The sequence below is a fragment of the Roseateles sp. Mitsp63 genome, assembly GCF_059491535.1.
The window spans coordinates 402,733-426,012 of sequence record NZ_CP168509.1; the positions used below are offsets into that span (position 1 = coordinate 402,733).

19 protein-coding genes are annotated in these 23,280 nt (G+C 69.0%); 7 read left to right on the forward strand and 12 right to left on the reverse strand.

Annotation, left to right across the window (positions count from 1 at the left end; genetic code table 11):
- Positions 1 to 9: 9 nt before the first annotated feature.
- The 9 genes from ACEN96_RS01760 to ACEN96_RS01800 all read right to left on the reverse strand — a co-directional run bounded on the left by ACEN96_RS01760 (position 10) and on the right by ACEN96_RS01800 (position 6,180).
- The gene (locus ACEN96_RS01760) at positions 10 to 228 is read right to left on the reverse strand and encodes a hypothetical protein (protein WP_343635208.1); all 219 of its coding nucleotides are present in this window, start codon (positions 226 to 228) and stop codon (positions 10 to 12) included.
- 18 nt (positions 229 to 246) lie between these two features.
- Positions 247 to 723 (reverse strand): PIN domain-containing protein, encoded by a 477-nt coding sequence (locus tag ACEN96_RS01765; protein ID WP_495586338.1) that lies wholly within the window; start codon positions 721 to 723, stop codon positions 247 to 249.
- Complete coding sequence (locus tag ACEN96_RS01770) at positions 720 to 1,001, reverse strand: AbrB/MazE/SpoVT family DNA-binding domain-containing protein (protein WP_495586339.1); 282 nt, start codon at positions 999 to 1,001, stop codon at positions 720 to 722. The genes ACEN96_RS01765 and ACEN96_RS01770 overlap by 4 nt, the downstream gene beginning before the upstream one ends.
- A gap of 3 nt (positions 1,002 to 1,004) precedes the next feature.
- Complete coding sequence (locus tag ACEN96_RS01775; RefSeq protein ID WP_495586340.1) at positions 1,005 to 1,523, reverse strand: GNAT family N-acetyltransferase; 519 nt, start codon at positions 1,521 to 1,523, stop codon at positions 1,005 to 1,007.
- A 165-nt stretch (positions 1,524 to 1,688) separates the two neighbouring features.
- A complete protein-coding gene (locus tag ACEN96_RS01780) occupies positions 1,689 to 2,351 on the reverse strand; it encodes a 3'-5' exonuclease (protein WP_495586341.1) in 663 nt (220 codons plus the stop codon).
- On the reverse strand, positions 2,348 to 2,668 hold the full coding sequence (locus ACEN96_RS01785; protein ID WP_495586342.1) for a nucleotide pyrophosphohydrolase: 321 nt from the start codon (positions 2,666 to 2,668) through the stop codon (positions 2,348 to 2,350). Before ACEN96_RS01785 ends, ACEN96_RS01780 begins: the two co-directional genes overlap by 4 nt.
- Before the next feature lie 374 nt (positions 2,669 to 3,042).
- Positions 3,043 to 3,690, reverse strand: coding sequence for a 7-carboxy-7-deazaguanine synthase (gene queE / locus ACEN96_RS01790; RefSeq protein WP_495586343.1), 648 nt, complete (start codon positions 3,688 to 3,690; stop codon positions 3,043 to 3,045).
- On the reverse strand, positions 3,687 to 4,799 hold the full coding sequence (locus tag ACEN96_RS01795) for a 6-pyruvoyl trahydropterin synthase family protein (protein WP_495586344.1): 1,113 nt from the start codon (positions 4,797 to 4,799) through the stop codon (positions 3,687 to 3,689). The genes queE and ACEN96_RS01795 overlap by 4 nt, the downstream gene beginning before the upstream one ends.
- A 331-nt stretch (positions 4,800 to 5,130) precedes the next feature.
- On the reverse strand, positions 5,131 to 6,180 hold the full coding sequence (locus tag ACEN96_RS01800; RefSeq protein ID WP_495586345.1) for a S1/P1 nuclease: 1,050 nt from the start codon (positions 6,178 to 6,180) through the stop codon (positions 5,131 to 5,133).
- Positions 6,181 to 6,369: 189 nt separating this feature from the next.
- On the opposite strand from ACEN96_RS01800, the gene ACEN96_RS01805 reads away from it, so the two are divergent.
- The 6 genes from ACEN96_RS01805 to ACEN96_RS01830 all read left to right on the forward strand — a co-directional run bounded on the left by ACEN96_RS01805 (position 6,370) and on the right by ACEN96_RS01830 (position 16,708).
- Complete coding sequence (locus ACEN96_RS01805) at positions 6,370 to 6,588, forward strand: TOBE domain-containing protein (RefSeq protein ID WP_343635189.1); 219 nt, start codon at positions 6,370 to 6,372, stop codon at positions 6,586 to 6,588.
- 20 nt (positions 6,589 to 6,608) lie between these two features.
- A complete protein-coding gene (locus ACEN96_RS01810) occupies positions 6,609 to 7,229 on the forward strand; it encodes an RBBP9/YdeN family alpha/beta hydrolase (RefSeq protein ID WP_495586346.1) in 621 nt (206 codons plus the stop codon).
- Positions 7,230 to 7,336: 107 nt separating this feature from the next.
- Positions 7,337 to 7,783 (forward strand): SRPBCC family protein, encoded by a 447-nt coding sequence (locus ACEN96_RS01815; RefSeq protein ID WP_495586347.1) that lies wholly within the window; start codon positions 7,337 to 7,339, stop codon positions 7,781 to 7,783.
- 372 nt (positions 7,784 to 8,155) lie between these two features.
- Positions 8,156 to 10,240, forward strand: coding sequence for a protein-disulfide reductase DsbD family protein (locus ACEN96_RS01820; protein ID WP_495586348.1), 2,085 nt, complete (start codon positions 8,156 to 8,158; stop codon positions 10,238 to 10,240).
- Between the two features lie 40 nt (positions 10,241 to 10,280).
- Positions 10,281 to 10,937 (forward strand): redoxin domain-containing protein, encoded by a 657-nt coding sequence (locus ACEN96_RS01825; RefSeq protein WP_495586349.1) that lies wholly within the window; start codon positions 10,281 to 10,283, stop codon positions 10,935 to 10,937.
- A gap of 344 nt (positions 10,938 to 11,281) precedes the next feature.
- Positions 11,282 to 16,708 carry a diguanylate cyclase gene (locus ACEN96_RS01830; RefSeq protein WP_495586350.1) on the forward strand — a complete coding sequence of 1,809 codons (5,427 nt, stop codon included), beginning with the start codon at positions 11,282 to 11,284 and terminating at the stop codon, positions 16,706 to 16,708.
- Positions 16,709 to 16,747: 39 nt separating this feature from the next.
- Here ACEN96_RS01830 and ACEN96_RS01835 read toward each other — a convergent pair whose 3' ends face one another.
- Positions 16,748 to 17,659 (reverse strand): TIGR02285 family protein, encoded by a 912-nt coding sequence (locus ACEN96_RS01835; RefSeq protein ID WP_495586351.1) that lies wholly within the window; start codon positions 17,657 to 17,659, stop codon positions 16,748 to 16,750.
- A 308-nt stretch (positions 17,660 to 17,967) separates the two neighbouring features.
- Here ACEN96_RS01835 and ACEN96_RS01840 point away from each other — a divergent pair, with 308 nt between their 5' ends.
- Entirely contained in the window at positions 17,968 to 19,176 is a 1,209-nt protein-coding gene (locus ACEN96_RS01840; protein ID WP_495586352.1) for a Fic family protein, read from the forward strand.
- Positions 19,177 to 19,320: 144 nt separating this feature from the next.
- On the opposite strand, the gene ACEN96_RS01845 is transcribed toward ACEN96_RS01840, so the two are convergent.
- Both ACEN96_RS01845 and ACEN96_RS01850 read right to left on the reverse strand, forming a co-directional pair.
- Positions 19,321 to 20,280 carry a sulfate ABC transporter substrate-binding protein gene (locus ACEN96_RS01845; protein WP_495588534.1) on the reverse strand — a complete coding sequence of 320 codons (960 nt, stop codon included), beginning with the start codon at positions 20,278 to 20,280 and terminating at the stop codon, positions 19,321 to 19,323.
- Between the two features lie 231 nt (positions 20,281 to 20,511).
- Positions 20,512 to 23,247, reverse strand: coding sequence for a TonB-dependent receptor plug domain-containing protein (locus ACEN96_RS01850; protein ID WP_495586353.1), 2,736 nt, complete (start codon positions 23,245 to 23,247; stop codon positions 20,512 to 20,514).
- Positions 23,248 to 23,280 lie beyond the last annotated feature (33 nt).

Consider the following 23,280-nt stretch of genomic DNA (forward strand, 5'->3'; position numbering starts at 1 on the left):
GTGTCCGGATCAGCCGGGAATGCCGACGTGCAGCTTCTCCAGGCCGCCGTTCTGGTCCTGCAGCGCGACGTGATAGCCGCGCTCCTTGAACCAGTGGGCCCAGTTGCGGGCGAGTGATTTCTCCGGCAGCCAGGGGCCGGTGCGGTCCATATGGACGCGATTGCCGCGGCGTTCGTAGAACACCACGCGCCACATGTTGGTGGGGATGCGGTCGTGAAAGCTGCCCATAAGCGACCGCGGAATTTATCAAAGCAGTGTGTCGCGCTGGGAGGGGGGCAACACCTGGAACCATGCCGACATCGCACGGACCGTGCAGAGTTGCCGGGCCGCCTGGCTGCGACTGTGCGATGACCATGCCGAAAGGGCCTCGTCATCGCACAGCAGCAGCGACGCATGGCCCTGGATCGCGAGCTGGACCAGCGCCTGCGCATGGTCCGGCACCCCGGTGATTCGCGCGGCATGCGCCGGCTTCACGACCTCGGCATAAGGCAGGAAATCAGCGAGCAGCTCCTGCTGCTGCGCTGTGGACAAGTGGAGCTTCGGGAACGCGAGCGCCCGCATCAGCGTCGCCGCGAGATCGGGACTGACCAGCGGCCGCAGCAGCCCCTGCTGCCATGCGCGGCGCAGCGCGAGCGCTTCGCCGTTCGAACTCACGAGCGCACGCAGGATCAACGCCGGATCGATGACGGCGAGCGCCTCCGCCCGCTTCGATCGACGGCTCATGCGGAACGGGTCGGCTTGCGGGATCCGCGCTTCGCGGCCGGCTTGATCGCGGCCTTCGCCGCCTTCGATGCGAAGGCGATCGCCTGCGCCACCACCTCGTCGCCGAGCTCGAGCTCAGCCAGCTTTGCCCGCACCGCGTCGCCGCGCTGGATGCGCACCGGCGTCAGCAGCACCTGTCCGGCCTGCAGCTGCACTTCGAAGTACTGCACGGGGCCGAGCTGGTCGGTGACGCTTTTCGGCAGGGTCAGCTGGTTCTTGGACGTCAGCTTCGCCAGCACGGATCAGACCAGCGAGCGCTGCAGGCGCAGTTGCTCCAGCGGCTTGCCCTCGACGTCCACCGCCTTGACGCTGTCGGACTCGGCGCGGAAGCCGGCGATCTCGAAGAAGCGCATCGCGCGCTCGTTGTTCTTGTAGGTCCACAGCGTGACGCGGGTGCAGCCTTCCTCCTGGAGACCTTCCTGCGCCGCCTCGACCAGCGCCTGGCCGACGCCCTTGTCCCAATGCGAGGGCGAGGCATACATGGCCCAGATCTCGCCGGTGGTGGACGGCGTGCCCTTGTCGCGCGAGCGGTCGAAGCCGACGAAGCCCATGACTTCGTTGTCCAGGTGCGCGACCAGCACCTGCGGTTCACACATGTTGATGGCCTCGCGCCAGTAGGCCTGTCGCTGGGCGACGGACAGGCCGTTCAGGGCGGCGTCTGGCCAGAACGTCTTGTACGCATCCTGGGCGGAACTCACCTGGATCTGGGCGATGGCCTTGGCATCACGCAGCGTGGCCGGGCGAATTTGAATACTCGACATACCTTGAGAACAAACGCAATTCGGGAAAGGGCGGGATTGTCCCAGCCAATGCGGCCAAACGGGCATCTTGACAGCAAATGTTTTGCTGACCTCCGATCGCCGCGGCTCGCGCCCATCGCGCGCCGCACCAGAGGTTCACAGATGCGAACTTCCGCGAACGATCGATCAGACCAGCGCGGCCTGCAGATGGCGCCGCAGATCGCGGGCATAACCGGTCGCCGCCTTGTGCCACTGCGGCCGGGCCACGGCCTGCAGGCGCAGCAGCAGCTCGTGCTCGACGCTCAGTTCACCGAGGAATTCCGCGAGTTCAACCCCGATGTCGCGCTGCATCCGCTGCACCAGTTGCGCGGTCGTCATCGCGTCGGCGAGCGCGCGGTGCGCGCGGCCGTTGTCCGGCAGCTGGTGATGGCGCGCGAGCGTGCCGAGCTTGCAGTTGGGCGACTCGGGATAAAGCCGCCGAGCCAGTTTCACGGTACAGGCGAACTCCGGCGCGATGCGCGGCGCGGCGTCCGCACGGCCGAGCTCATGCAGCCAGAAGCCGCGATCGAAGCCCGCGTTGTGCGCGACGAAGCCACAGCCCTCGGTGAATGCCGCGACCTCGCGCATGACCTGCGCCGCGTCGGGCGCGTCCTCGACCATCTCGTTGCTGATGCCGGTGAGGCGTTCGATCATCGGCGGGATCCAGGCGCCGGTGTTCATCAGGCTCTGGTACTGGCCGACGATCTCGCCATCGCGCAGCAGCACGGCGGCGATCTCGGTCGCGCGGCCGCCGCCTTGAGGCGAATGGCCGGTGGTCTCGAAGTCGATGACGGCGATGGTGCGCTTCATGCGGCGGAAGTCGGTGCGGGGTATTTGACGGCGTTCATCGCGATCTTGCGATCGACCGCAGCGGGCAGGTCGATGCCGGCGCGGTCCGCGATCTGCAGCAGGTACATCAGCACGTCGGCGACCTCCTCGCCCAGGTGCTGATGCTCCTCGGGCGACAGCCGCTGCGACTCCTCGGCGGTCTTCCACTGGAAGATTTCGACGAGCTCGGCCGACTCCACGACCAGCGCCATGGCGAGGTTCTTCGGTGTGAGGTACGGGTCCCAGTCGCGGGCTGCGGCGAAGTCGCGCAGCCGCCGTTGCAGGTCGGCAATGTCCATGGGTCGGCAGTGTGCAAGTCCGTCGCCGCGGGCTCAAGCGCCGTGTGCGCTGCGGGAGCGCCACAGCAACGTCGCAGCGAAATTTCCTGCCTCTCTTTTCAACATCAAGGTCTTAGATATCTCCCTGGTCGTCTTAGTAGAGGCGGCCAGTTTCTGTGGACAAGTCGAAATTCTCGTGAAGCGCCAAGGACTTGCCTCGATCACAACCTTGTGCGCGAAGGGCCTGGTTGGCGTTGCATGGAAAGACAACAAGATCGCGGACGAGGCGCCGGCTGTGGAGAAGCTCCCAGTTGCCAGAAAGTTTTCCACAGCCTTGTTGGCTTTACAGCGCCGTCCGTATTGCGCTAGCGCGCCGCGGAGTGGGGATAACTGCCTCAATCGATGCCGACGACCTTGTGCATCTGGATCGACAACTTCCATTGCGGATGGGCCATGCAATACGCGATGGCGGCCTTGGTGTTCTGCTTCTGCAGGACCGAGTCCATCGGCTGCAGGAAGAAGTGGTCGAAGTGCAGCGCCGCGAAGCGCTCGGGCAAGGCCAGCGGCTGTGGATAAACCAGCTTCAACTCATTGCCCTTGGTCAGCACGATCTCCGCGTCGGCCTTGGGGCTGACACAGATCCAGTCCAGCCCTTCGGGCGCGGGCTGGGTGCCATTGGTCTCGACGGCGATCTCGAAGCCCTGGGCCTTGAGCGCGGTGATCAGCGGACCGTCCAGCTGCAACAGCGGCTCGCCGCCGGTGCAGACGACGTACGGCGCGCCGATCTTGCGTCCGTGTTCGTCGACCGGCCATTTGGCGGCGATGGCCTCCGCGAGCGCGTCGGCCGAGGCGAACTTGCCGCCGCCCTGCCCGTCCGTGCCGACGAAGTCGGTGTCGCAGAAGCTGCAGACGGCGGTGGCGCGATCCTGCTCCCGCCCGCTCCACAGGTTGCAGCCGGCGAAGCGGCAGAACACGGCCGCGCGGCCGGCCTGGGCGCCCTCGCCTTGCAGCGTGTAGAACATTTCCTTGACGGCGTAGGTCATACGGGAATCAGCTCCTCGAACGGGCCGTGGCTGACGATGACGCCGCTGCCGCGGGTTTCGTAGAGGTCGACGCGTTCCAGCGGTTCGAGTTGGGACTTCGCCTGGCGCAGCACCCAGGCCGCGACGCTGGCGGTGTCCGAGTCCGGCAATCCGGCCAGTTCGTGCAAGGGATGGTGGTCCATGGCCTTGTAGATCGGATCGAACAGCAGCTTCACGTCGCTGAAGTCCATCGCCCAGCCGTACACCTGGTCCAGCGGCGCGTTCAGATGCAGCCGCAGCGTGAAGGTGTGGCCATGGATGCCGGCCAGCGGATGCGCCGGCGGTGCCCGGTTGAGCTTGACCGCGCTGTCCAGGGTGAATTCCTTCCAGATCCGGTAGCGCTCACCGTCGAAGTTGGCGCCGCTGGAGCCGGTCTCGTAGACGGTGACCCAGCTCAGCTCCGGCAGCTGCGGCTTCAGGCGCTCCCACAGCCAGGACGAGATCAATTCGCTGGTGGGGTTCGACAGGCCCTCGATCTCGTTGAGGCACTGGTAGTTGAGCTGCGCATGGAACGGCGCCCAGAGGGCGTCGAGGTGGTCGTAGTCGATGCTCAGGTCGCGTTCGCCCAGGTCCTGGTTGGCGTGCAGGATCAATTCGAAGCCATGACCGTGCATGCGGCCGCACTTGTGGCCCATCGGCACGTTGGGCAGCTGATGCGCGGCCTGGAAGCGATAGCGGCGCCAGACATGCGCGTGGCCGTTGGCGTCCAGGTCGACGCCGGAATGCGAGGTGCTCTGGATGCCGACCTGGGTGATGCCGGGGACCTGGAATTCGGTCTCGAGGCGGCGCCGGATCCAGCGGGCGATGTTCTCGTCGGTGGGCTGGTCGATGTGCTGGTTCAGCAGCGCATGGTCCAGCGGGGCGACGCAGCGTTCGAGGCAGTCGCGCAGCGCGTGGACTTCGCCGCCCGGGAAAGGGGCCCAGCCGCTGGGCAGTTCGGCGCGGACGGTGGCCAGATAACTGTGGCCGTGCAGACCGCGGGCGCGGTGTCCGGGAGGCAGCGCATCGATCTGGCACGCCGACTCGAACCCCGCCGAAGCGGTGAAAAGTGAAGCGGGAGAAGAAGACATTCCGGAAGTGTGACATGCCCGGTTTTCTTATCTCCTTGTATTGAATATCTCCTTGGTCGTATTGGTAGGTGTTGGCGGGTTTGTGTGGATAACGCCCGATTTGCCTGCCAGGTCAATGAGTTGCGCTCGGAGCAACGATGTGGGCCGGACCCGGGGCAACGCCGGGATGAGCAGACAACAAGTTCCGGCGCGCCGGATCCGGTGTGGACAACCTGGGAGTTGTTCAACGCGCATCCCCAGGGTTATGCACAGCCCCGCCATCAAGACCGATGTCGTCCGTCAGGACGAAAAAAAGCCCCGCATCGCGGGGCTTCGCTCATGGGCTGGAAGGTCACTTCTTGCCAGGCTGGTCCGGCCAGATGCTTTCCAGCAGCTGCGCCAGGCGCGCGCCGCCCTTGATCACGTTCTGACGCGTCTGCTCCAGGCTGCGGGCCTCGTAGCCCGCGGGCGGCGTGGCGAGCCAGCGCGGCCCGCGCAGGCTCTGCTGGCGCGCTCCGAAGCTCATGCCGTCGAAGGCCTCCTTCGCGCCCAGCAGCGATTCGCTGGCCCATTGCACCGGCCAGTCGTCCGGATTGCCGGTCGACGGCGCCACCTCCTTGGCCAGGGCCGGCATGGCCGCCAGCTGCTGCGCGCTCAAGCGCCCGGGGAGCCCATCCCAATAGCTGTGCAGATTGCCGCCCGGCGTGCCATCGGGCCGCGGCAGCGTGATCGCGTTGCCGCCCACGGTGTGCGTCTGCGCGTCGGCGCCCTGCTTGTCCGGGTCGTAGGGCTGGCCATCGGCATCCAGGTAGAGCGAGCCCATGTGCAGCGGCTGATGCATGTCGCCGATCGCATGCGCGACCAGTGCCAGCGCGTCGCGCTCGGTGAAATCCATCGGCGGCGTCTGCCTGCCGGTTCTCAGCACGAGGATCGCGGCCTTGAGCGCCGGCACGATGTCGTGATCGCTGGTGCCGATCGCGCCTGGCACATAGCGGCCGCGCTGGATCGCGACGTTGGCGTAGTGGTACTGCTTGTTGCAGGACTCCTCGCCCGGCTTGGGCTGGCACTGCTCGAAATTGCGCTTCACGTAGTCGCGCATCCGGGCCTCTTCCTCGGCGTTGTTCTCGAACACCGCGCACTCCGGAAAGCGGCCGGTCACGGCGTACTTGAAGTCGTTGCCGGTGTCGATACCCTTGACGCAGTCATCCCAGACCGCGATGTCCCGCAGCGAGACCGGACCGAGGATGCGCTTGACCTCCGCCTCGGCGCGATGGCCCTTGATGAGCTGGGCGGCGATCTCGCCGACGGTGTTGTGACCGGCGGCACCGAAGCCGAAGGCCGGGCCGCAGCAGGCGGCCAGCAGCGACAGCGCGGCGACGCCGCGCGCAAGGGAGGAACTCATGTCATCGAACCTGTCTCGGGGGATCGGCGATTGTGCATGTCGCCCCATGACAGGCCGCAACGGAGATTCCCGCGGCCTGGGCGCCCTGCGCATCCATATGCGCGCGCCGCATGTCCATCGGCAAAGCGCTTCGTTCGGCAAATGAGCGCCGCTGCCTAAGCTGGTCCCCACCTTTTCAGGAGTCCACGCATGAGCATCACCGCCATCAACGTCCGCAACCAGTTCCGCGGCACCATCAAGGAGATCGTCGAAGGCCCGGTCGTCTCCGAGGTCGACGTGCAGACCGCCGGCGGCCTGATCGTCACATCGGTCATCACCACGCGCTCGGTGAAGGAACTCCAGCTGACGGTCGGCAAGGAAGTCGTCGCGCTGGTGAAGTCCACCGAGGTGTCGATCGCCACGCTCTGAGCGCGGCCCAGGAGACCGTCATGGCGCTCTACCCTCTTCGCGCGGCGCAGCGCGCCGCCAGCGCCGAGCCGCGGCTGCTGATCATTCCCGGCCTGCACGACAGCGGGCCGGCACACTGGCAGAGCTGGCTCGAGCAGCAGTACCGCGACGCGCATCGCGTGCGTCAACGGGATTTCAGCCATCCCGATCTGGAGCGCTGGTCCGAGCGCATCCAGGCGCGGCTGGACAACGCCGGGCCCGGCGAATGGATCGCCGTCGCGCACAGCTTCGGCTGCCTGGCGCTGGCGCACCACCTGCAGCGGCATCCGGACTCCCCGGTGCGCGAGGCCCTGCTGGTCGCGCCAGCCGAGCCGGACAGGTTCGGCCTGGCCGAAAGCCTGCCGCACCAGCGGCTGGGCCGCCCGACCGCCGTGATCGCAAGCCAGAACGACCCGTGGATGAGCGCCTCCAGCGCCCTGCGCTGGGCCACGCGATGGGGCAGCAGCTACAGCAACATCGGCCTGGTCGGCCACATCAACACCGAGTCCGGCTTCGGCCCGTTCCCGCTGGCCAAGCGCTGGGTCGAGGCCGCCCGGGCCCGCGCCGCCCGCGAGCGCCGGCCCGAGCGCGCCAGCATCCTGGAGTGGTCCTTCTCGGTCTGAACCGCGCAAGCTGCGGGGAATCCCTGTCAGGGGCGCGGAGTCTCGCGCCGGACACGTTCGAGGACTATGGTCGATCCCTCGTTCCATCACGAACCAGGGAGACACCGATGCCCTTCACCATCCGCCTGCACCGCGTGCTCAAGGCACCGCCGGAACGCGTGTACCGCGCATTCACCGACGCCGCGGCCATGTGCAAATGGCTGCCGCCCCACGGCTTCACCGGGACCATGCACCACATGGAAGCCAAGGTCGGCGGCACCTGGCGCATGTCCTTCACCAATCTCGCGGCAGGCGCGAACCACACCTTCGGCGGCGAATACCTGGAGCTCGAACCCGGCCGCAAACTCCGCTACACCAGCCGCTTCGATGACCCCAACCTGCCCGGCGAAATGACGACGACCGTCGAGCTGACCCAGGTTTTCTGCGGGACCGAAATGCAAGTCACCCAGGAAGGCATCCCCGATGTCATCCCGTCCCAGGCCTGCCACCTCGGCTGGCAGGAGTCGCTGATCCTGCTCACGCAGCTCGTTGAGCCCGATATTCCGAACGGGTGAAGAGAGCGCTTTTTCCTGGCAGGGGGTGTCAGGGTCTGGGCATTTTTTCGTGGTGGTTTTTGGCGTTCGAGAGGGGGATGGACCCCGGGCGGCCAAGCGCGGGCTCTCCACGACGCGAGGGGGCTCCCTCCTGGACCCCCTCGCATCATTCCGGCCCATGCCCGCTCGCTGACTCCCCTTCCATTCGCGAATCATGGAGGGCGGCGATCAAGGATCAGCGCCTCCCCCGGTTTCTTCGAAGCCAGGAAGTAAGGAAACAAGGAAGCCGACGCCTTGTGAGGGTCTCGACCATTCCCTAGCATCGCCGCCATGCCGCGATTCCATCCCTGCCGCCTGCCATCCATCGCCGCCATCGCATGCCTTGGCCTCGGGATGACCATGCCCGCCGCGGCGATGCCATCGGACCATGCATCGACCGATGAAGTCCAAGTCCGCCTGATCAGCGCGTCCTCGCAGGTCTCGCCCGGACAAACCGTCCTGGTCGCCCTCGAACAACGCATCGCCCCGCACTGGCACACCTACTGGAAGAACCCCGGCGACTCAGGCCAGCCGACCAGCATCGAGTGGCAACTTCCCAAGGACGCCACCGCCAGTGACATCCACTGGCCCGCACCCAAACGCTTCGATGTCGGCCCCATCACCAACTACGGCTACGAAGACCAGGTCCTCCTCCTCACCGAGATCCGCCTTCCCCCAGGCCTGACCCCCGGCGCTTCCATCGCCCTCACCGCCGAAGCCACCTGGCTCGTCTGCCGCGAGGAATGCATCCCGCAACAAGCGACGCTCGCCCTGTCACTGCCCGTCGCGGCCTCGGCAACGCCTTCCTCGGATGCGACGAGGTTGTCCACGGCGTTGTCCTCACTGCCGGCGAAGGCGACCTTCGATGCATCCGCTCGCGTCGATGGCAAGGAGCTCATCGTCAGCTGGCCCGCTTCCGCGACCGCGCAGGCGCGACAAGCGCTGTTCATGCCCAACGACTGGGGCCGCATCCAGCACGCGGCGAAACCCCGGCTCGATCGCGACGGCGATGCGTGGCGGCTGCGCATGCCCGTCGGCGAGCAGCCAGCGTCGGCCGGACAAGCGCTCGAAGGGCTGTTGCTCGTCGACGACCGGGCCTGGGAAGTCCGCATGCCGGTGCTCAATGGACCTGCATCATCGCCAGCGCCAGCGCCAGCGCCAGCGCCTGAGCCGGCGACCGCGAGCGCATCCGGACTCGGTCTGTGGACCGCGATGGGCCTTGCGCTGATCGGCGGCCTGATCCTGAACCTGATGCCTTGCGTGTTCCCAGTGCTCGCGATCAAGGCGCTCGGATTCCTGCAAGGCAGTGCGCGCGAGCACCGCCGCCAAGGCCTGGCCTACACCGCCGGCGTGCTGATCGCCTTTGCCGCCCTGGGCGCGGTGCTGCTCGCCTTGCGCGGCGCCGGCGGCAGCATCGGCTGGGGTTTCCAGTTCCATTCACCAGCGTTCGTGCTGCTGCTCGCCTGGCTGATGTTCGTGCTCGGCCTGTCGCTGGCCGGCGCCCTGCAGATCGGCGCCGGCTTCGCCGGCATCGGGCAGGACCTGGCGAGCAAGCCCGGTCTGGCCGGCAGCTTCTTCACCGGCGTGCTCGCGACCGTCGTGGCCACGCCTTGCACCGCCCCCTTCATGGGCGCGGCGATGGCCTTCGCGCTCGCGCAGCCGGCCCCGCAATTGATGGCCGTGTTCCTGTCGCTGGGGCTGGGTTTGGCGCTGCCGTATCTGGCGCTGGCCTGCTGGCCCGCGCTGCAGCGCCGCATGCCGCGCCCCGGCCCGTGGATGGAGGTGCTCAAGCAGGCGCTCGCGTTTCCGATGTTCGCCGCGGCGATCTGGCTCGTATGGGTGCTCGCGCAGCAGGCCGGGCCGCTGGGCGTGCTGGTGGCGCTCTCCGGCATGGCGCTGGTGGCGCTCGCCGCCTGGGTGCGCAGGGTGAGCCGCCATGCGTCGACGCGCTGGCGCTGGATGGGCGCGGGCACCGCGCTGGCAGCGATCCTCGGCGCCGTCGCGCTGGTGCCGTCGCTGTCGGCGATGAGCGATGGCGAGCCGTCCGCGTCGAAGGGCCCGGCGACCGCCGCCGCGAGTGATGCGCACGAGCCCTATTCGCCGGAGCGCCTCGAGGCGTTGCGTGCGCTGGGCAAGCCGGTGTTCGTGAACCTGACCGCGTCCTGGTGCATCACCTGTCTGGTGAACGAGCGCGTGGCGCTGTCCACCGACGAGGTGCGCGAGGCCTTCGCGCGCCAGGGCGTGACCTATCTGAAGGGCGACTGGACGCGTCAGGATCCGCGCATCACCGCCTTGCTCAAGCAGCACGACCGCAGCGGCGTGCCGCTGTACCTGTTCTATCCCGCCGGCATCGGCGGCAGCGCGCAGGTGCTGCCCCAGGTGCTGACGCCCGGCATCGTCACTTCGGCCCTGCGGGCCGGAGGGGCCGCCGTTCCCTGAACCGCTCCCCGCAGCGAGCCCCAACCTGGAGATTCCCGCGATGAACGCCTTGACCACCGCTTCTTCCGTGCCGGCCACCTGGTCGCGCCGCGCCGTGCTGGCCAGCGCCGCGCTCGCCGCGTCGCTGGCGATGACCGGCATCGCGCGCGCGCAGGCGCAGCTCGACCAGCCCGCGCCCGCCTTCAGCGCGGCGACGGCCGACGGCAAGACCGTGACGCTGGACAGCTACAAGGGCAAGACCGTCGTGCTGGAGTGGACCAACCACGAGTGCCCCTACGTGAAGAAGCATTACGGCAGCGGCAACATCCCGGCGCTGCAGAAGGAAGCGACCGCGCAGGGCGTGGTGTGGCTGCAGGTGATCTCGTCGGCGCCTGGCCAGCAGGGCAATGTCGATGGGCCGACGGCGATCAAGCTGAACAAGGATCGCGGCGCGGCGCCCACGCAGGTGCTGCTCGATCCGAGCGGCCAGATCGGCAAGAGCTATGGCGCGCAGACCTCGCCCCATCTGTTCATCGTGAATCCGCAGGGCGTGCTGGTCTACAAGGGCGGCATCGACAGCATCGCGACCGCGAAGGTCGACGACATCCCCAAGGCCGATCCCTACGTGAAGACCGCGCTGAGCGAGCTCGCGGCCGGCAAGAAGGTGACGCACGCCAGCACCAAGCCCTACGGCTGCTCGATCAAGTACGGCAGCTGAGCCGCCGAAGACCTCCTGGATCGCGCGACTCGCGCGCGCGTATTCCCCTCGCCCCCTTCGGGGCGAGCAACCGTGTCAAGCGCTGCTGCTGCCCAACTCCCTCGCCCCCCGCGAGGGGGGAGAGGGCAGGGGAGAGGGGGTGCTTCGAAGGGCAGCAGCGCTGTGGCACGAGCCCCTCTCCCCTACCCTCTCCCCCTGTGGGGGCGAGGGAGTTGGTTCGTGGTGGCGCCTGAACTGTCGCTTTCTTCCGCTTCCTCCCCGATTCAGGGGCTGCTTGACGGCGCCCTGACGCAAGCGCGGGGTGTCCAGCCGTTACAGTCCGCCGACAACAGAGAGCGGACGGGATGACGGACAGAGCAGCGTGGGAGGCGGCCGATCCAGGGGCTTGGCAGATGGAGCGGACGCTCCACCAGGGCCGCCGGAGCGAGGTCGTCCAGGTCGGCGACCGCCGCGGCGGCAAAGCCGTGCTCAAGCGCCTGCGTGAGGTCCACGCGGAGCCCGCCGCCATCGCGCGCCTGCGCCGCGAGTACGAGCTGGCGCAGCGCCTCGATCCCGCCTTCGTCCTTCGCCCCGCGTCCCTCATCGAGCACGAAGGCCGCCCGGCGCTGCTGCTGCCGGAGCTCGGCGCGCAAACGCTGCGGCACCGCCTGCGGCGCGGCACCTTGGACAACGACGAGCTAATCCAGGTCGCGCTCGATCTGGTCGAGGCGCTGCGGCACCTCCACGGCCAGGGGCTGATCCATCGCAACCTCGGACCCGGGCAGATCCTGCTGCTGCCCGGCGCGGGCCGCGACGCGGGCCGGACGCTGATCGCGGACCTGGGGCTGGCCGCCGAGATCGAACGCGAGCGCCCGCTGGTCCAGCGGGCCGAGCTGATCGAGGCGTCGCTCGCGACGCTCGCGCCGGAGCTGACCGGCCGCATGAGCCGCGACGTCGACTACCGCGCCGATTTCTACAGCCTGGGCGCCACGCTGCTGGAGGCGCTCACCGGGGCGCCGCCATTCAGCATCGAGGACCCGGCGCGCGCCGTGCATGCGCACCTCGCCGTGGCTGCGCCGATGGCGACGACGCGCAACCATCAGGTCTTCGCGCCACTGGCGCAGGTGGTCGCGCACTGCCTGCACAAGGAGCCCGAAGGCCGTTATCAGAGCCACCAGGCGCTGCGCCACGATCTGCAGCTGTGCCAGGCGGCGCTGCGGCAGGGCCGGGCGTTGCCGGGCTTCGAGGCGGGGCATGGCGACGCCGCGGTGCGCTTCCAGCCGAGTGGCCGGCTGTACGGGCGCGAGTCCGCGCAGGCGCAGCTCGGCCAGGCCTTCGACGATGCCGCGCAGGGCCACGGCGCCGGGCCGGGACTGGTGGCCGTGGCCGGCTTCTCCGGCATCGGCAAGACCGCGCTCGTGCTCGCGGCGCAGCGCAGCCTGCTCGCGCAGCGCGGGCATTTCGCGGCGGCGAAGTTCAACCAGTACGGACAGGACCGTCCCTACGGACCGCTGCTGCAGCTGCTGCAGCAGCGCGCGGCGCTGGTGCTGTCGCTGTCGATGGACCTGCAGACGCCGTGGCGCGAGCGGCTGCGCGAGCGCCTTGGCGCGAACGCCGCGCTGCTGGCGCAGGCGCTGCCGGAGATGGCGCCGCTGCTGACGCTCGACGCGCCGCTGGTGCCGGTCGGGCCGGCCGAGGCCGAGAACCGCTTCCTGCGCAGCGTGAGCCAGGGCTTCGCGGCCCTCGCGCGCGAGGGTGAGCCGCAGACCCTGTTCCTCGATGACTGGCAATGGGCCGACCGCGCGTCGCGCCGGCTGCTGCGCGAATGCCTGAACGACGCGACGCTGCGTCACACGCTGTTCGTGCTCGCCTATCGCGACAACGAGATTCCGCCCGGGCATCCGATCGCGCAGGAGTTGACCGAACTGCGACAGCAGCTCGGGGAACGCTTCACGCCGCTGCGCGTCGGGCCGCTGGGGCTCGACGACACGCGCCATCTGATCGCCGACAGCCTGCATCGCGACGCCGAGGCCGAGGACACCGGCCTGGACGAGCTGGCGCGGCTGTGCCAGACGCGCACCGCCGGCAATCCGTTCTTCCTGCGCCGGCTGCTGGAGGACCTGGTCCGCCGCGGCCTGATCCATTACGACGCCGCCACGCAGCGCTGGGACCATGCGCTCGAGCGCATCGCGGCGACGCGCACGGCGGACAACGTCGTGGCGCTGATGCTGCAGCAGCTCGAGCGCCTGCCCGATGCGACGCGCCAGGCGCTGAGCGTGGCCGCGCTGCTCGGCGCGGGCTTCAGCCTGGACAACCTGGCCGTCGCGCTGGACGTGGCACCCGACACGCTCGCGATGGACCTGCTGCCCGCGTTGCAGGCGCAGCTGCTGGTGCCGGCGAGCGCGCTCTACCGCTACGCGCCGCAGCTGCAAGGCCAGGCGAGCGAGTCGGTCCGCTACGCCTTCGCGCATGACCGCGTGCAGGAAGCGGCGCTGCAGCGCATCGCCGCCGATCAGCGGCCGGCGCTGCAGCTGCGCATCGGCCGCCTGCTTCGCGACAGCCATCTGGCCACGCAGGCCGATGCGCCGCTGCCCTACACGGCCCTGCATCATCTGAACGCGTCGCGCATGCTGCTGCGCGACGCGCACGACGAACGCGAACGCCAGGCGCTCGCCGGCTTCAACGCGCAGGCCTCGCGGCAGGCGATGGATGCCGCCGCGTTCGAGCCGGCGGCCGATTACGCCGAACTCGCGCTCGAGCTGTCGCCGACCTCGCCGCATCGCGCGGCCTGGCTGCATCACGCGGCGCGGATGGCCTACCTCGCGGGCCGACCGTCGCGGATGGATGCGCTGCTCGAGTCCGCGCTCGCCGATGCGCGCGACAACGCGGAGCGGGCTCGCCTGCTCGAGGTGCGCATGGAGGCCTTCTACGCGCAGGGCCGGCTCGCCGAGACCGTCGACCTCGGGCTCGAGCTGTTCCTGCTGCTCGGCGCCGCGCTGCCGCGGACCGCCGGCCCGGATCCGATGGCCTCGGTCATGGCGCTGCTCGCCGCGCTGCAGCAGGAAATCGCGGCGATCGGCCTGGACACGCTGGCGCAGCGCGGACCGATGCGCGACGAGGAGCGCCTGCTGCTGATCTCGATCGCCGCCAAGATGACCGCCGCCGCCTACATCGTGCGGCCGGCGCTGCTGCCGCTGCTGACGCTGTTCCAGGTGCGGCTGATGGTCGACCACGGCCATGTGCCGCAGGCGCTGTCGGCGTACTCGGTGCTGGGGCTGATGTGCGCGGAATTCCTCGGCGACTACCGTTTCGCGCATGACCTGGGCCGCATGTCGACGGCGCTGGTCGAGCGCCATGGCTGGATGCAGGTCTTCGCGCATGCGGGCTTCTCGTTCCATGCCTTCCTCAGCCATTGGGTGCAAGGCCTGCGGGTGAGCATGGATGGCCTGATGCAGACGCATCGCAATGGGCTGGAGTTCGGCAACCTGCGGCATGCGGGGCTGGGCCTCTATGTGCACGACGCGCATGCGTTCCTCGCCGGCACGCCGTTGCCCGCGCTCGAAGAGCAGCTCGTCACGCACGGCCGGCGGCTGCGCGCGATGCGCCAGCCGGTCGCGGCGGATTACGAGGACGCGTTGCTCGCGCTCGTCCGCGCCCTGCAGTTGCCGGGGCTGCCCGACCATGGCTTCGACGGCCTGGAAGCGTTCGCGCGCACCTACGGAGAGCGCCAGGACCAGACCGGCCTGATGTTCCTGCAGGGCTGGCAGGCGGTGCTGCATTTCGTCGCGGACCGGCCGGAGCCCGCATTGCAACTGGCGAAGGAGGCGCGGGCGCTCTTCGCCGCCGGTCGCGGCATGCATGCGCAGTCGCTGCTGCTGTTCATCGCGGCGTGGGCCGCGCAGCGCGTCGCGCTGGCCGGCGGGGAGCGCGATCAGGCGCTCGAGGACGATGCATTGACGCGCCTGCGCCGCTGGCAGGACGCGGGACCGGGCCATCTGCGTGAGCGCGTCGCGCTGCTGCTGGCGCAGCAGGCGATGCTGGCCGGAGCGCCGGACGAAGGGATCGAGCGCCTGCTCGATGGCGCGCTCGAAGCGGCGCAAGGGCCGCACGGCACGCCCTTGGATGCCGCGGCGGTGTTGCGCGCGCAGGCCGCGTGGTGGCGGGATCGCGATCCGCCGCGCGCCGACCAGGCGCGACAGCGCCTGCAGCAGGCGTGGAAGGATTGGGGCGTGATCGCGCTCGCGGGCGAAGCGCTGGCCATGCCGGTGCCGCTCGAGGGCCACGAGGCGCCCATCGGCGAGACGGCGCCCTCGGGCGAGATCCGCGCCGATGCCGCCGACCTCAGCACGCTGACGAAGGCGGTGCAGGCGATCAGCAGCCAGCCGGACCTGCCGCGGCTGCTGCGCCGGCTGTTGGAAGTCGTCGCCGAGAACGCCGGCGCGCAGCGTGCCGCGATCGTGCTGGCGAGCGGCGCGGCTGGCGTCACGCGCTGGGTGCTGCAGGCGCAGGCGCTCCTGGGCGATCAGCCCAAGCTGCATCTGCTGGAGCAACTGCCGCTGGAGCGCGCCGGTCAACAGCTGCCGCTGGCGCTGATGGGCCGCGTGCTGCGCGACGGCCGCCGCGAGCTGATCGCCGACGCGCGCGGCCTCGCGACGATGGAGGACTACTTCCAGCGCCATGCGGCGCCGCCGCGCTCGGTGCTGGCGCTGCCGCTGCTCAAGCAGGGTCAGACCGTCGGCGCGCTGTACCTGGAGAACGCGGCGGCGGCGGGCGTATTCACCGAAGCACGGGTGAGCTTCCTGGAACTGCTGTGCGCCAACGTGGTCAACGCGGTGGACAACGCGCGGCTCGTGACCGAGCTGCAGGAGCTCAACGCCAGCCTGGAGCGCCGCGTGGCGCAGCGCACGCGCGAGCTGGCCGACAGCGAGGAGCGCTTGCGCGCCGTGCTGGACCACGCGCCCATCCCGATGGTGGTGACGCGCGAACACGACGCGCTGATCGTCTACGCCAACCAGCCGTCGGCGGACATCGCCGGACGCTCGCTGGACGACCTCGTCGGCAAGCCGGCGATCAGCTTCTACCGCGACCCGCAGGACCGCGACCGGATGCAGCAGAAGTTCCGCCAGGAAGGCCGGCTGCAGGGCGAGGAGCTGTGCCTGCTCGCGGCCGATGGCAGCGAGCTGTGGATCCTGCTGTCGCAGGTGCCGGTGAACTACGACGGCGCGCCGTCGGTGCTGAGCACGCTGGTGGACTTCACCGATCGCAAGCGCCTGGAGCTGGAGCTTCAGCGGCTGGCGACGACCGACGCGCTGACCGGCGCGGCCAACCGCCGCAGCTTCCTGGAGCAGGCCGAGGCGGAGCTGGCGCGCAGCCGCCGCTACGGGCTGGACATGGCGCTGGTGATGATGGACGTCGACCACTTCAAGCGCATCAACGACACGCTGGGCCATGCGCACGGCGACGCGGCGCTGTGCCACCTGGTGCAGCTGTGCGCGCAGATCGTGCGCAAGCAGGACCTGCTGGGACGGCTGGGCGGCGAGGAGTTCGCGCTGCTGCTGCCGCAGACCTCGATGGAGGACGCCACCCATCTGGTGGAGCGGCTGCGTCATCACATCGAGACCAGCGGACTGGAGCTTCAGCCGGGATCGCCGCCGGCGTCGCTGACCGCGAGCTTCGGCGTGACCGCGCTGCGGCTGGAGGACCTGCGGGTCGAGGAGCTGCTCGGGCGCGCGGACCAGGCGCTCTATCGCGCCAAGGACGGCGGCCGCAACCGCGTCGAGCAGCAGGCCTGAGCGTTGGCGGCGCGCGGCGAAGCGATCGCCGGCCGCCGCTCAGGGCTCGATGTGGGAGGGCTTGGCGCGTTCGCGATAGAACGCGTCGAAGCGGGCGGCGTAGTGGGCCTGGGTCTCGGGCGTGAGCCAGTGCATGAGGCCCTCGCGCAGGTCGGCGGCGCCTTCGGGGCGGCCATAGGCCTTGTCGATGCCGCGGATCGCGGCCAGGCCCCACGGCGTGCGCGGACAGGCGATGCCGGCCATCACGAACTCGCCGGCGCCGTTGACCGGCACGCTGACCAGGTCGGGCGGATTGCCGACCATCACGAGCGCCATGTCCTGGTCGATCGAGTAGTCGGCGCGATCGAGGCTGAGCATCTGCAGCACGCGCGCGCCGAAGTCCTTCGGCGAATAGAACGTGACCGCGCTGTTGGCCGGGCGGGCGGCGAGCAGCTCGTCGAGCGCCTGCCCATAGCGACGGCCGTCGACGATCGCGCCGCGCATCGTGCGGTCAGCCAGCAGCTTGGGCAGCAGCACTTCGCCGGCGGCATTGCGCGGGACGCGCGCGAGGCGGTCGCGCCGCACGATGAGCTGCGGCGGCGGCGTGAGCTGGGTGTTGATGAAGTAGGCGACCTTCTCGCGCTCGGGCGTGCGGACGACGTTGGCGCGGCAGACCTCCTCGCCGTTCTCGATCATCTGCCAGCTGCGCTTGGCGTTGGCGAGCAGGATCTCGTGCTCGACGCCGGGCCACTGCTTGCCGAGGTAGGCGACCACGCGGCCGGCGACGCCGCTCGCATGGGCCCGGCCCGTGCGCGGCGAGTGATCGGAGGCGAGCCAGGTGATCTTCGTCACCGTGACCGCGGGTGCGGCCGGAGCCGCCGCTCCGCCCTGCGCGAGCGCGTCCTGGCCGGCCAGCGAGGCGGCCAGAAGCGCGACGGAGAGCGCTGCGCGGATGGAGGGGGGCTGAATCACGGCGGCGAGCATACGGGCATCGCCGAGCGAGTCAGGGGGCCAGCCCCGGGACCGTTACACCCGGAGCGGCACTTGATCACTCCGCGGGGCGATATGAGGGGGGAGACCAGGTGTCATGAGCGGATGGGCCGTTCGCGTGGCCGGAAGGGATCTGCCAGTTAATCTGCCAAAGAGTCTGCCAAAGAGTCTGCCAAAGAGTCTGCCAAAATGCGGTGTTGATCGGAGAAATATCCAGAAATTATTCAATAAATACAACTAGTTAAAACGGAGTACAGTCCGCCAATCGATCTGCCAAAAAGCTCGCCAAGATGTCCGAGAAGCCGACAGCCGTAGCGGTGTTCGATTCGCCGCACCAATTCGAGCCTCTGCTGCCGAGCAGCCGCCTTCTCAGCGAGCTGAAGGAGCGGGGCGACCAGATCGCGCGTGCTTCGTTGCTGCTCCAGGGCGGGGCGCATCCGACGGCGCTGACTGTCCTGCGGCGCCTCGTGAGGTCGATGAATTCGTACTACTCGAACCGCATCGAAGGTCAGAGCACGCATCCGCTTTACATCGCGCAAGCCTTGACGCGCAGCTTTGCCGACCAACCGGACATCGCGGCGAAACAGCGGCTGGCGCTCGCGCACGTCGAGGCGGAGGAAGCGTTGGAACGTCTCGTTCAGGCGGGCGCCAATCCCCTCACGAGTGAGTTCACGATCCAGGCGCATCGCGAGTTGTATGAACGGCTGGATCCCGCGGATCGCCGTTCGGAGGAAGGGACGCCGATCGAGCCAGGCGTGATCAGGACGACGGACGTCGCCGTGCATCGTCATCAGCCACCGACGCACGCCTCGTTGCCGCGCTTTCTCGCGCGCTTCGATCAGGTGTACGGCAAGCGATGGGTCATGAGCGATCTTCCCCATGTGGTCGCCTGCGCTCACCATCGCATGGCCTGGGTGCATCCCTTTGCCGACGGCAATGGGCGGGCGACCCGTCTGCAGACTCATGCCGCGCTGTGGTCGCTCTCGGGAGGACTCTGGTCGGTGAACCGCGGCTTCGCGCGGCGCCGCGACGAGTACTACGTGCGCCTCTCCGAAGCGGACATGGCCCGGCAGGGCGATCTCGATGGCCGCGGCAATCTCAGCGAACGCATGCTGGCCCAGTGGTGCCGCTTCTTCCTGGAGATCTGCGAGGACCAGGTGAGCTTCATGAGCAAGCTGCTCGACCTGCCCAACATGCGTACACGCCTGGCCCAGCTGGTGGCCGTGCGTCGACAGGAGAAGGGGAAGGACCTGATCTATCGCCCGGGGGTGGAACTGCTCCTGTATCACCTGTTCGCGGCCGGGCCGCTCAGCCGGGGCGAGTTCCAGCAGTTGACGGGGCTGCCCCAGCGCACGGCGGCAAGAGTCCTGAAGGGCTTGCTCGACGATGGGATCGTCAGCTCGGAGAGCCGGCTTTCGGACGTGCATGTGGCGCTGCCGCTGGACGCGCTTCCCATCCTCCTGCCCGGGCTCTACCCCGAAGCCGCGGTTCCGCTCTGACGAAAAAAAGCCCCACTGGCCATCGCCAGCGGGGCTGCTCGCACGGAGCGAACGGTCAGGATGCCTTTGACGCTGCGTGAGCCGCGCCCGAGACCGACCGAGGAGACAAACTTGAATGCCGTAGGCGCGGCCCCCTTCGGGGATTCAGCGCGCCGCGTTGATCTGGTCGAAGACGCCGCCGTCGTCGAAGTGCGTCTTCTGCGCGTTGCGCCAGCCGCCGAAGACCTCGTCGATCGTCACCAGCTTCACCGGCGCGAACTGCTTCGCGTACTTCGCCGCGACCTTCGCGTCACGCGGCCGGTAGTAGTTCTTCGCCGCGATCTCCTGCCCTTCGGCCGAGTACAGGTACTCCAGGTAGGCCTGCGCCACCTTGCGCGTGCCCTTCTTGTCCACCGTCTTGTCCACCACCGACACCGGCGGCTCCGCCAGGATCGACAGGCTCGGCGTGACGATCTGGAACTTGTCCGGCCCCAGCTCCTTCACCGCCAGGTAGGCCTCGTTCTCCCACGCGATCAGCACGTCGCCGATGCCGCGCTCGACGAAGGTGGTCGTCGCGCCGCGCGCGCCCGAGTCCAGCACCTTGGTGTTGCCGTAGATGCGCTTGACGAAGGCCTTGGCCGACTCCGCGTTGCCGCCCGGCTGCTTGAGCGCATACGCCCACGCGGCCAGGTAGTTCCAGCGCGCGCCGCCCGAGGTCTTGGGATTGGGCGTGATGACGTCGACACCGCCGCGCGCCAGGTCCGGCCAGTCGTTGATGTGCTTGGGATTGCCCTTGCGCACCAGGAACACGATGGTCGAGGTGTAGGGCGAGGCATTGCTCGGCAGGCGCTTCTGCCAGTCCGCCGGCACCAGCTTGCCGTGGTCGTGCAGCGCGTCGATGTCGTAGGCCAGCGCCAGCGTCACGACATCCGCGTCCAGCCCGTCGATCACCGAGCGCGCCTGCTTGCCCGAGCCGCCATGCGAGTTCTTCACCGTCACGGTCTCGCCCGTCTTGGCCTTCCAGTACTTCGCGAAGGCCGCGTTGAAGTCCTGGTACAGCTCGCGCGTCGGGTCGTAGGAGACATTGAGCAGCGTGACCGAGCCCTGCGCCTGGGCCAGGGGCATCAGCGCGCCGCCCAGCAGGGCGGCGGTGGCAAGCAGCGAGACGGAGCGGCGGATGACGTTCACGGGATTCTTCTCATGACGGGGTTGGGGGAGCGCCCAATGTAGGCAGGCGCACAGAGCCTGTGAACGAAGAAGTTCTGCTTTGCTTTGCAGCCGCTCGCGAAGATGAAAAAAGGGCCGCCCCCTCGTGAGGAGCGGCCCCGCGCCGGCGCGGTCGAGCCGGCGTTCGGATCAGGCGCCGAAGCGGTGTTCCAGCTCGATCCAGCCCTGGCGGCCATGCGGCAGGTAGTAGCCCACCGGGTAGTACGGCCAGGTGGCGCTCGGGTCGCGGCGGATCTTGTCGAACACGTTGTTGACGATCAGGCTGAGCCGCGTGTTGCGGCCCACCTGCCATGCGGTGCTGGCGTTGACGTTCCAGTACGGACCGACCCACGCGCCGCTCTCCTCGCCGGGAATCCGGCCGTTGCGCTGCGCCGAGATCGTGTGCGACCAGTCGCCGATCTTCCAGTTCAGGCTCGCGTTGAGCCGGCTCGGCCAGTCGGTGAAGTCCCGCGTGCCCACGATGTTGGCGTTGTCGTCCCCGGCGAACTGCTGGTACTTGAAGCTCTTGACCTTGGTGTACTTCGCGTCCACGGTCCAGCGGCCCCAGGACTCGAGCGACCAGCTGTAGCGCGTGCCGATGTCGATGCCCCAGGTCGATTCATTGGACGCGTTGATCGGATTGACGCGGATCTCGGCCACCTCGCCCGGCCGCACCAGCGCGTCCACGGGATTGCGGCGGATGCGGTCGATCGCGTCCTTGCAGGTCGGCGACTGGATGTCCTTGGCGCCCGCGCGGCAGTCGGCCTCGGTGCGCAGCAGCCCGTCGGCGCTCAGGTCCGTGACCAGGTCGCGGATCGCGATCTTCCACAGGTCCACCGACAGGTCGAAGGACGCCGCCGGCTGCCACACCGCGCCCAGGCCCCAGGAGCGGCCGCGCTCCGACTTCAGGTCCGACGAGCCGGTGCGCACGTAGTTGAAGCCCGGCGAGACATTGGCGAAGTCGCAGCTCGCGACCGGCTGGCCCGCCTGCGCGCAGCGGTAGTAGTCCGTCGACGACGAGTAGTAGCCCTTGGTCTGCTGCGCGAAGATGTAATTCATGTCCGGCGCGCGGAAGCTGGTCGCGTGCTGCGCGCGCAGCAGCAGCGAGGACAGCGGCCGGAACTCGAGGCCCGCGTTGTAGGTCGTGCTCGCGTCATTGCGGCCGGCGAAGTGGTAGCGGTCGTGCCGCGCGGCCACCGTGGCGGTGAGCTGCTTCGTGATGGGCGCGTTCAGCTCGCCGCCCAGCGCGACGCGATCGCGGGTGCCGCGCACCGCCGGCGTGGTGCTCGTGTTGTAGAACACGTCGGTGCCCAGCCGCGGATCGGCTTCATTGCGGAAGCCCTGCAGGCCGGCCTCGGCCACCACGGCCGCCTTCACCGGGCCACCGGGCAGCGTGAACCACTCGCCGCTGGCGCTGGCGCTGAGCTGCTGGCTCCAGCTGGCGTTGCGCGTCCAGCTGCGGCCGGTGACGCTGTCGATCTCCTGCGGCGTCAGCGGCCGGAAGAGCCGCGCCGGATCCGCCGCGTAGACCAGCGTGCCGTCCGCCTCGGTGCCGAGCCGCGGGCCGAGCAGCAGCTGGTCGATGCCCGAGAGCAGCCGCGGCGTCGTCGTGCGGTTCAGGTAGTAGGAGCTGTTGGCCGCGACCTCGAAGGTCCAGCTGCCACTCAGCTCGCCGCGCGCGCCGATGACGACGTTGTGCGTCGAATCCCGCCACTTGCGGTTGAAGCGCTCCACGCCGCCGAGCTCCTCGGGCGCGAAGCGCCGCGTCCAGGTCTCCAGCAGGCCGGTGGTCGTGTTGCGGAAGTAGCTGTTGCCGACCACGTCCGAGGTCCAGCTCGGGCCGCGGGTGTTGTTCTCGGTGCGCGCCCAGCCGAACTGGCCCTCGGCGAACAGCTCCAGCCCGTGATCGAGCGACCAGGTCAGCCCGCCCGCCGCCTGCGCGCTGCGGTTGCCGGTCTGCGTGGTCCAGAAGCTTGGCGACGCGCGGCCGCTGCCGCAGTACGTGCCGCTCCTGCCGGTGTATGCGCTGGCCGAGCCTTCGAAGAGGCTGCCCGCCGCCGCGCAGCCGTCGCTCGGCGTCAGGTACTTGCCGGTCGACGCGTCGCGGCGGCCGATGACCACCGTCGGCGCGGCGCCCCGGAGCGTGGTGTCGGCCATGAAGTCGCGCTGGCGGCTCCAGATCGGCTCGCGGCCGCTGAGCTCCACGCCCCACACGCCCTGCAGCCGGCCGCCATCGAAACCGCCGGTGATCTGGGCGCGCGCGTTCTCGCCGCCGCCGCGCTCGGTGGCGCCGGCGCGCAGGTTGACGGTGATGTCGTCCACGCGCTTCTTCAGCACGATGTTGACGACGCCCGCGATCGCATCCGAGCCGTACACCGCCGAGGCGCCGCCGCTGAGCACCTCGATGCGGTCGATCAGCGCCGAGGGGATGTTGGCGATGTTGACGAAGTTGACCGAGCCCTCATAGGCGGTCGGGTAGTCGGCGACGCGGCGGCCGTTGACCAGCACCAGCGTGTGGTTGGGGCCGAGCCCGCGCAGGCTGATCGCGTTGGCCGCCGGCGTGAAGGTGTTGCCGAAGTCCTCGCCCTGCGTGAAGCCGGTGTTCTCGGTCAGGTTGCTCAGCACGTCGGAGACGTTCTTGTAGCCGAGCCGGTCGATGTCTTCCGCCTTGATCACGGTGACCGGGCTGGGCCCTTCGCTGTTGACGCGCAGGATGCGCGAGCCGGTGACGACGACCGACGGCAGCGGCGCGTCCTTGGCCGGAGCGGTCTCCTGGGCGAAGGCGTTGGTGACGGGAAGGATGGCGGGGAAGGCGGCGGCCAGTGCGGCCACCAGCGTGGCGGCCGGCCGGGCGAGGCGGACCGCGTGCTGGGCGATGGGCTTCAAGAGGATCTTCCTTGTGGGAGTGGACAGGGGAGC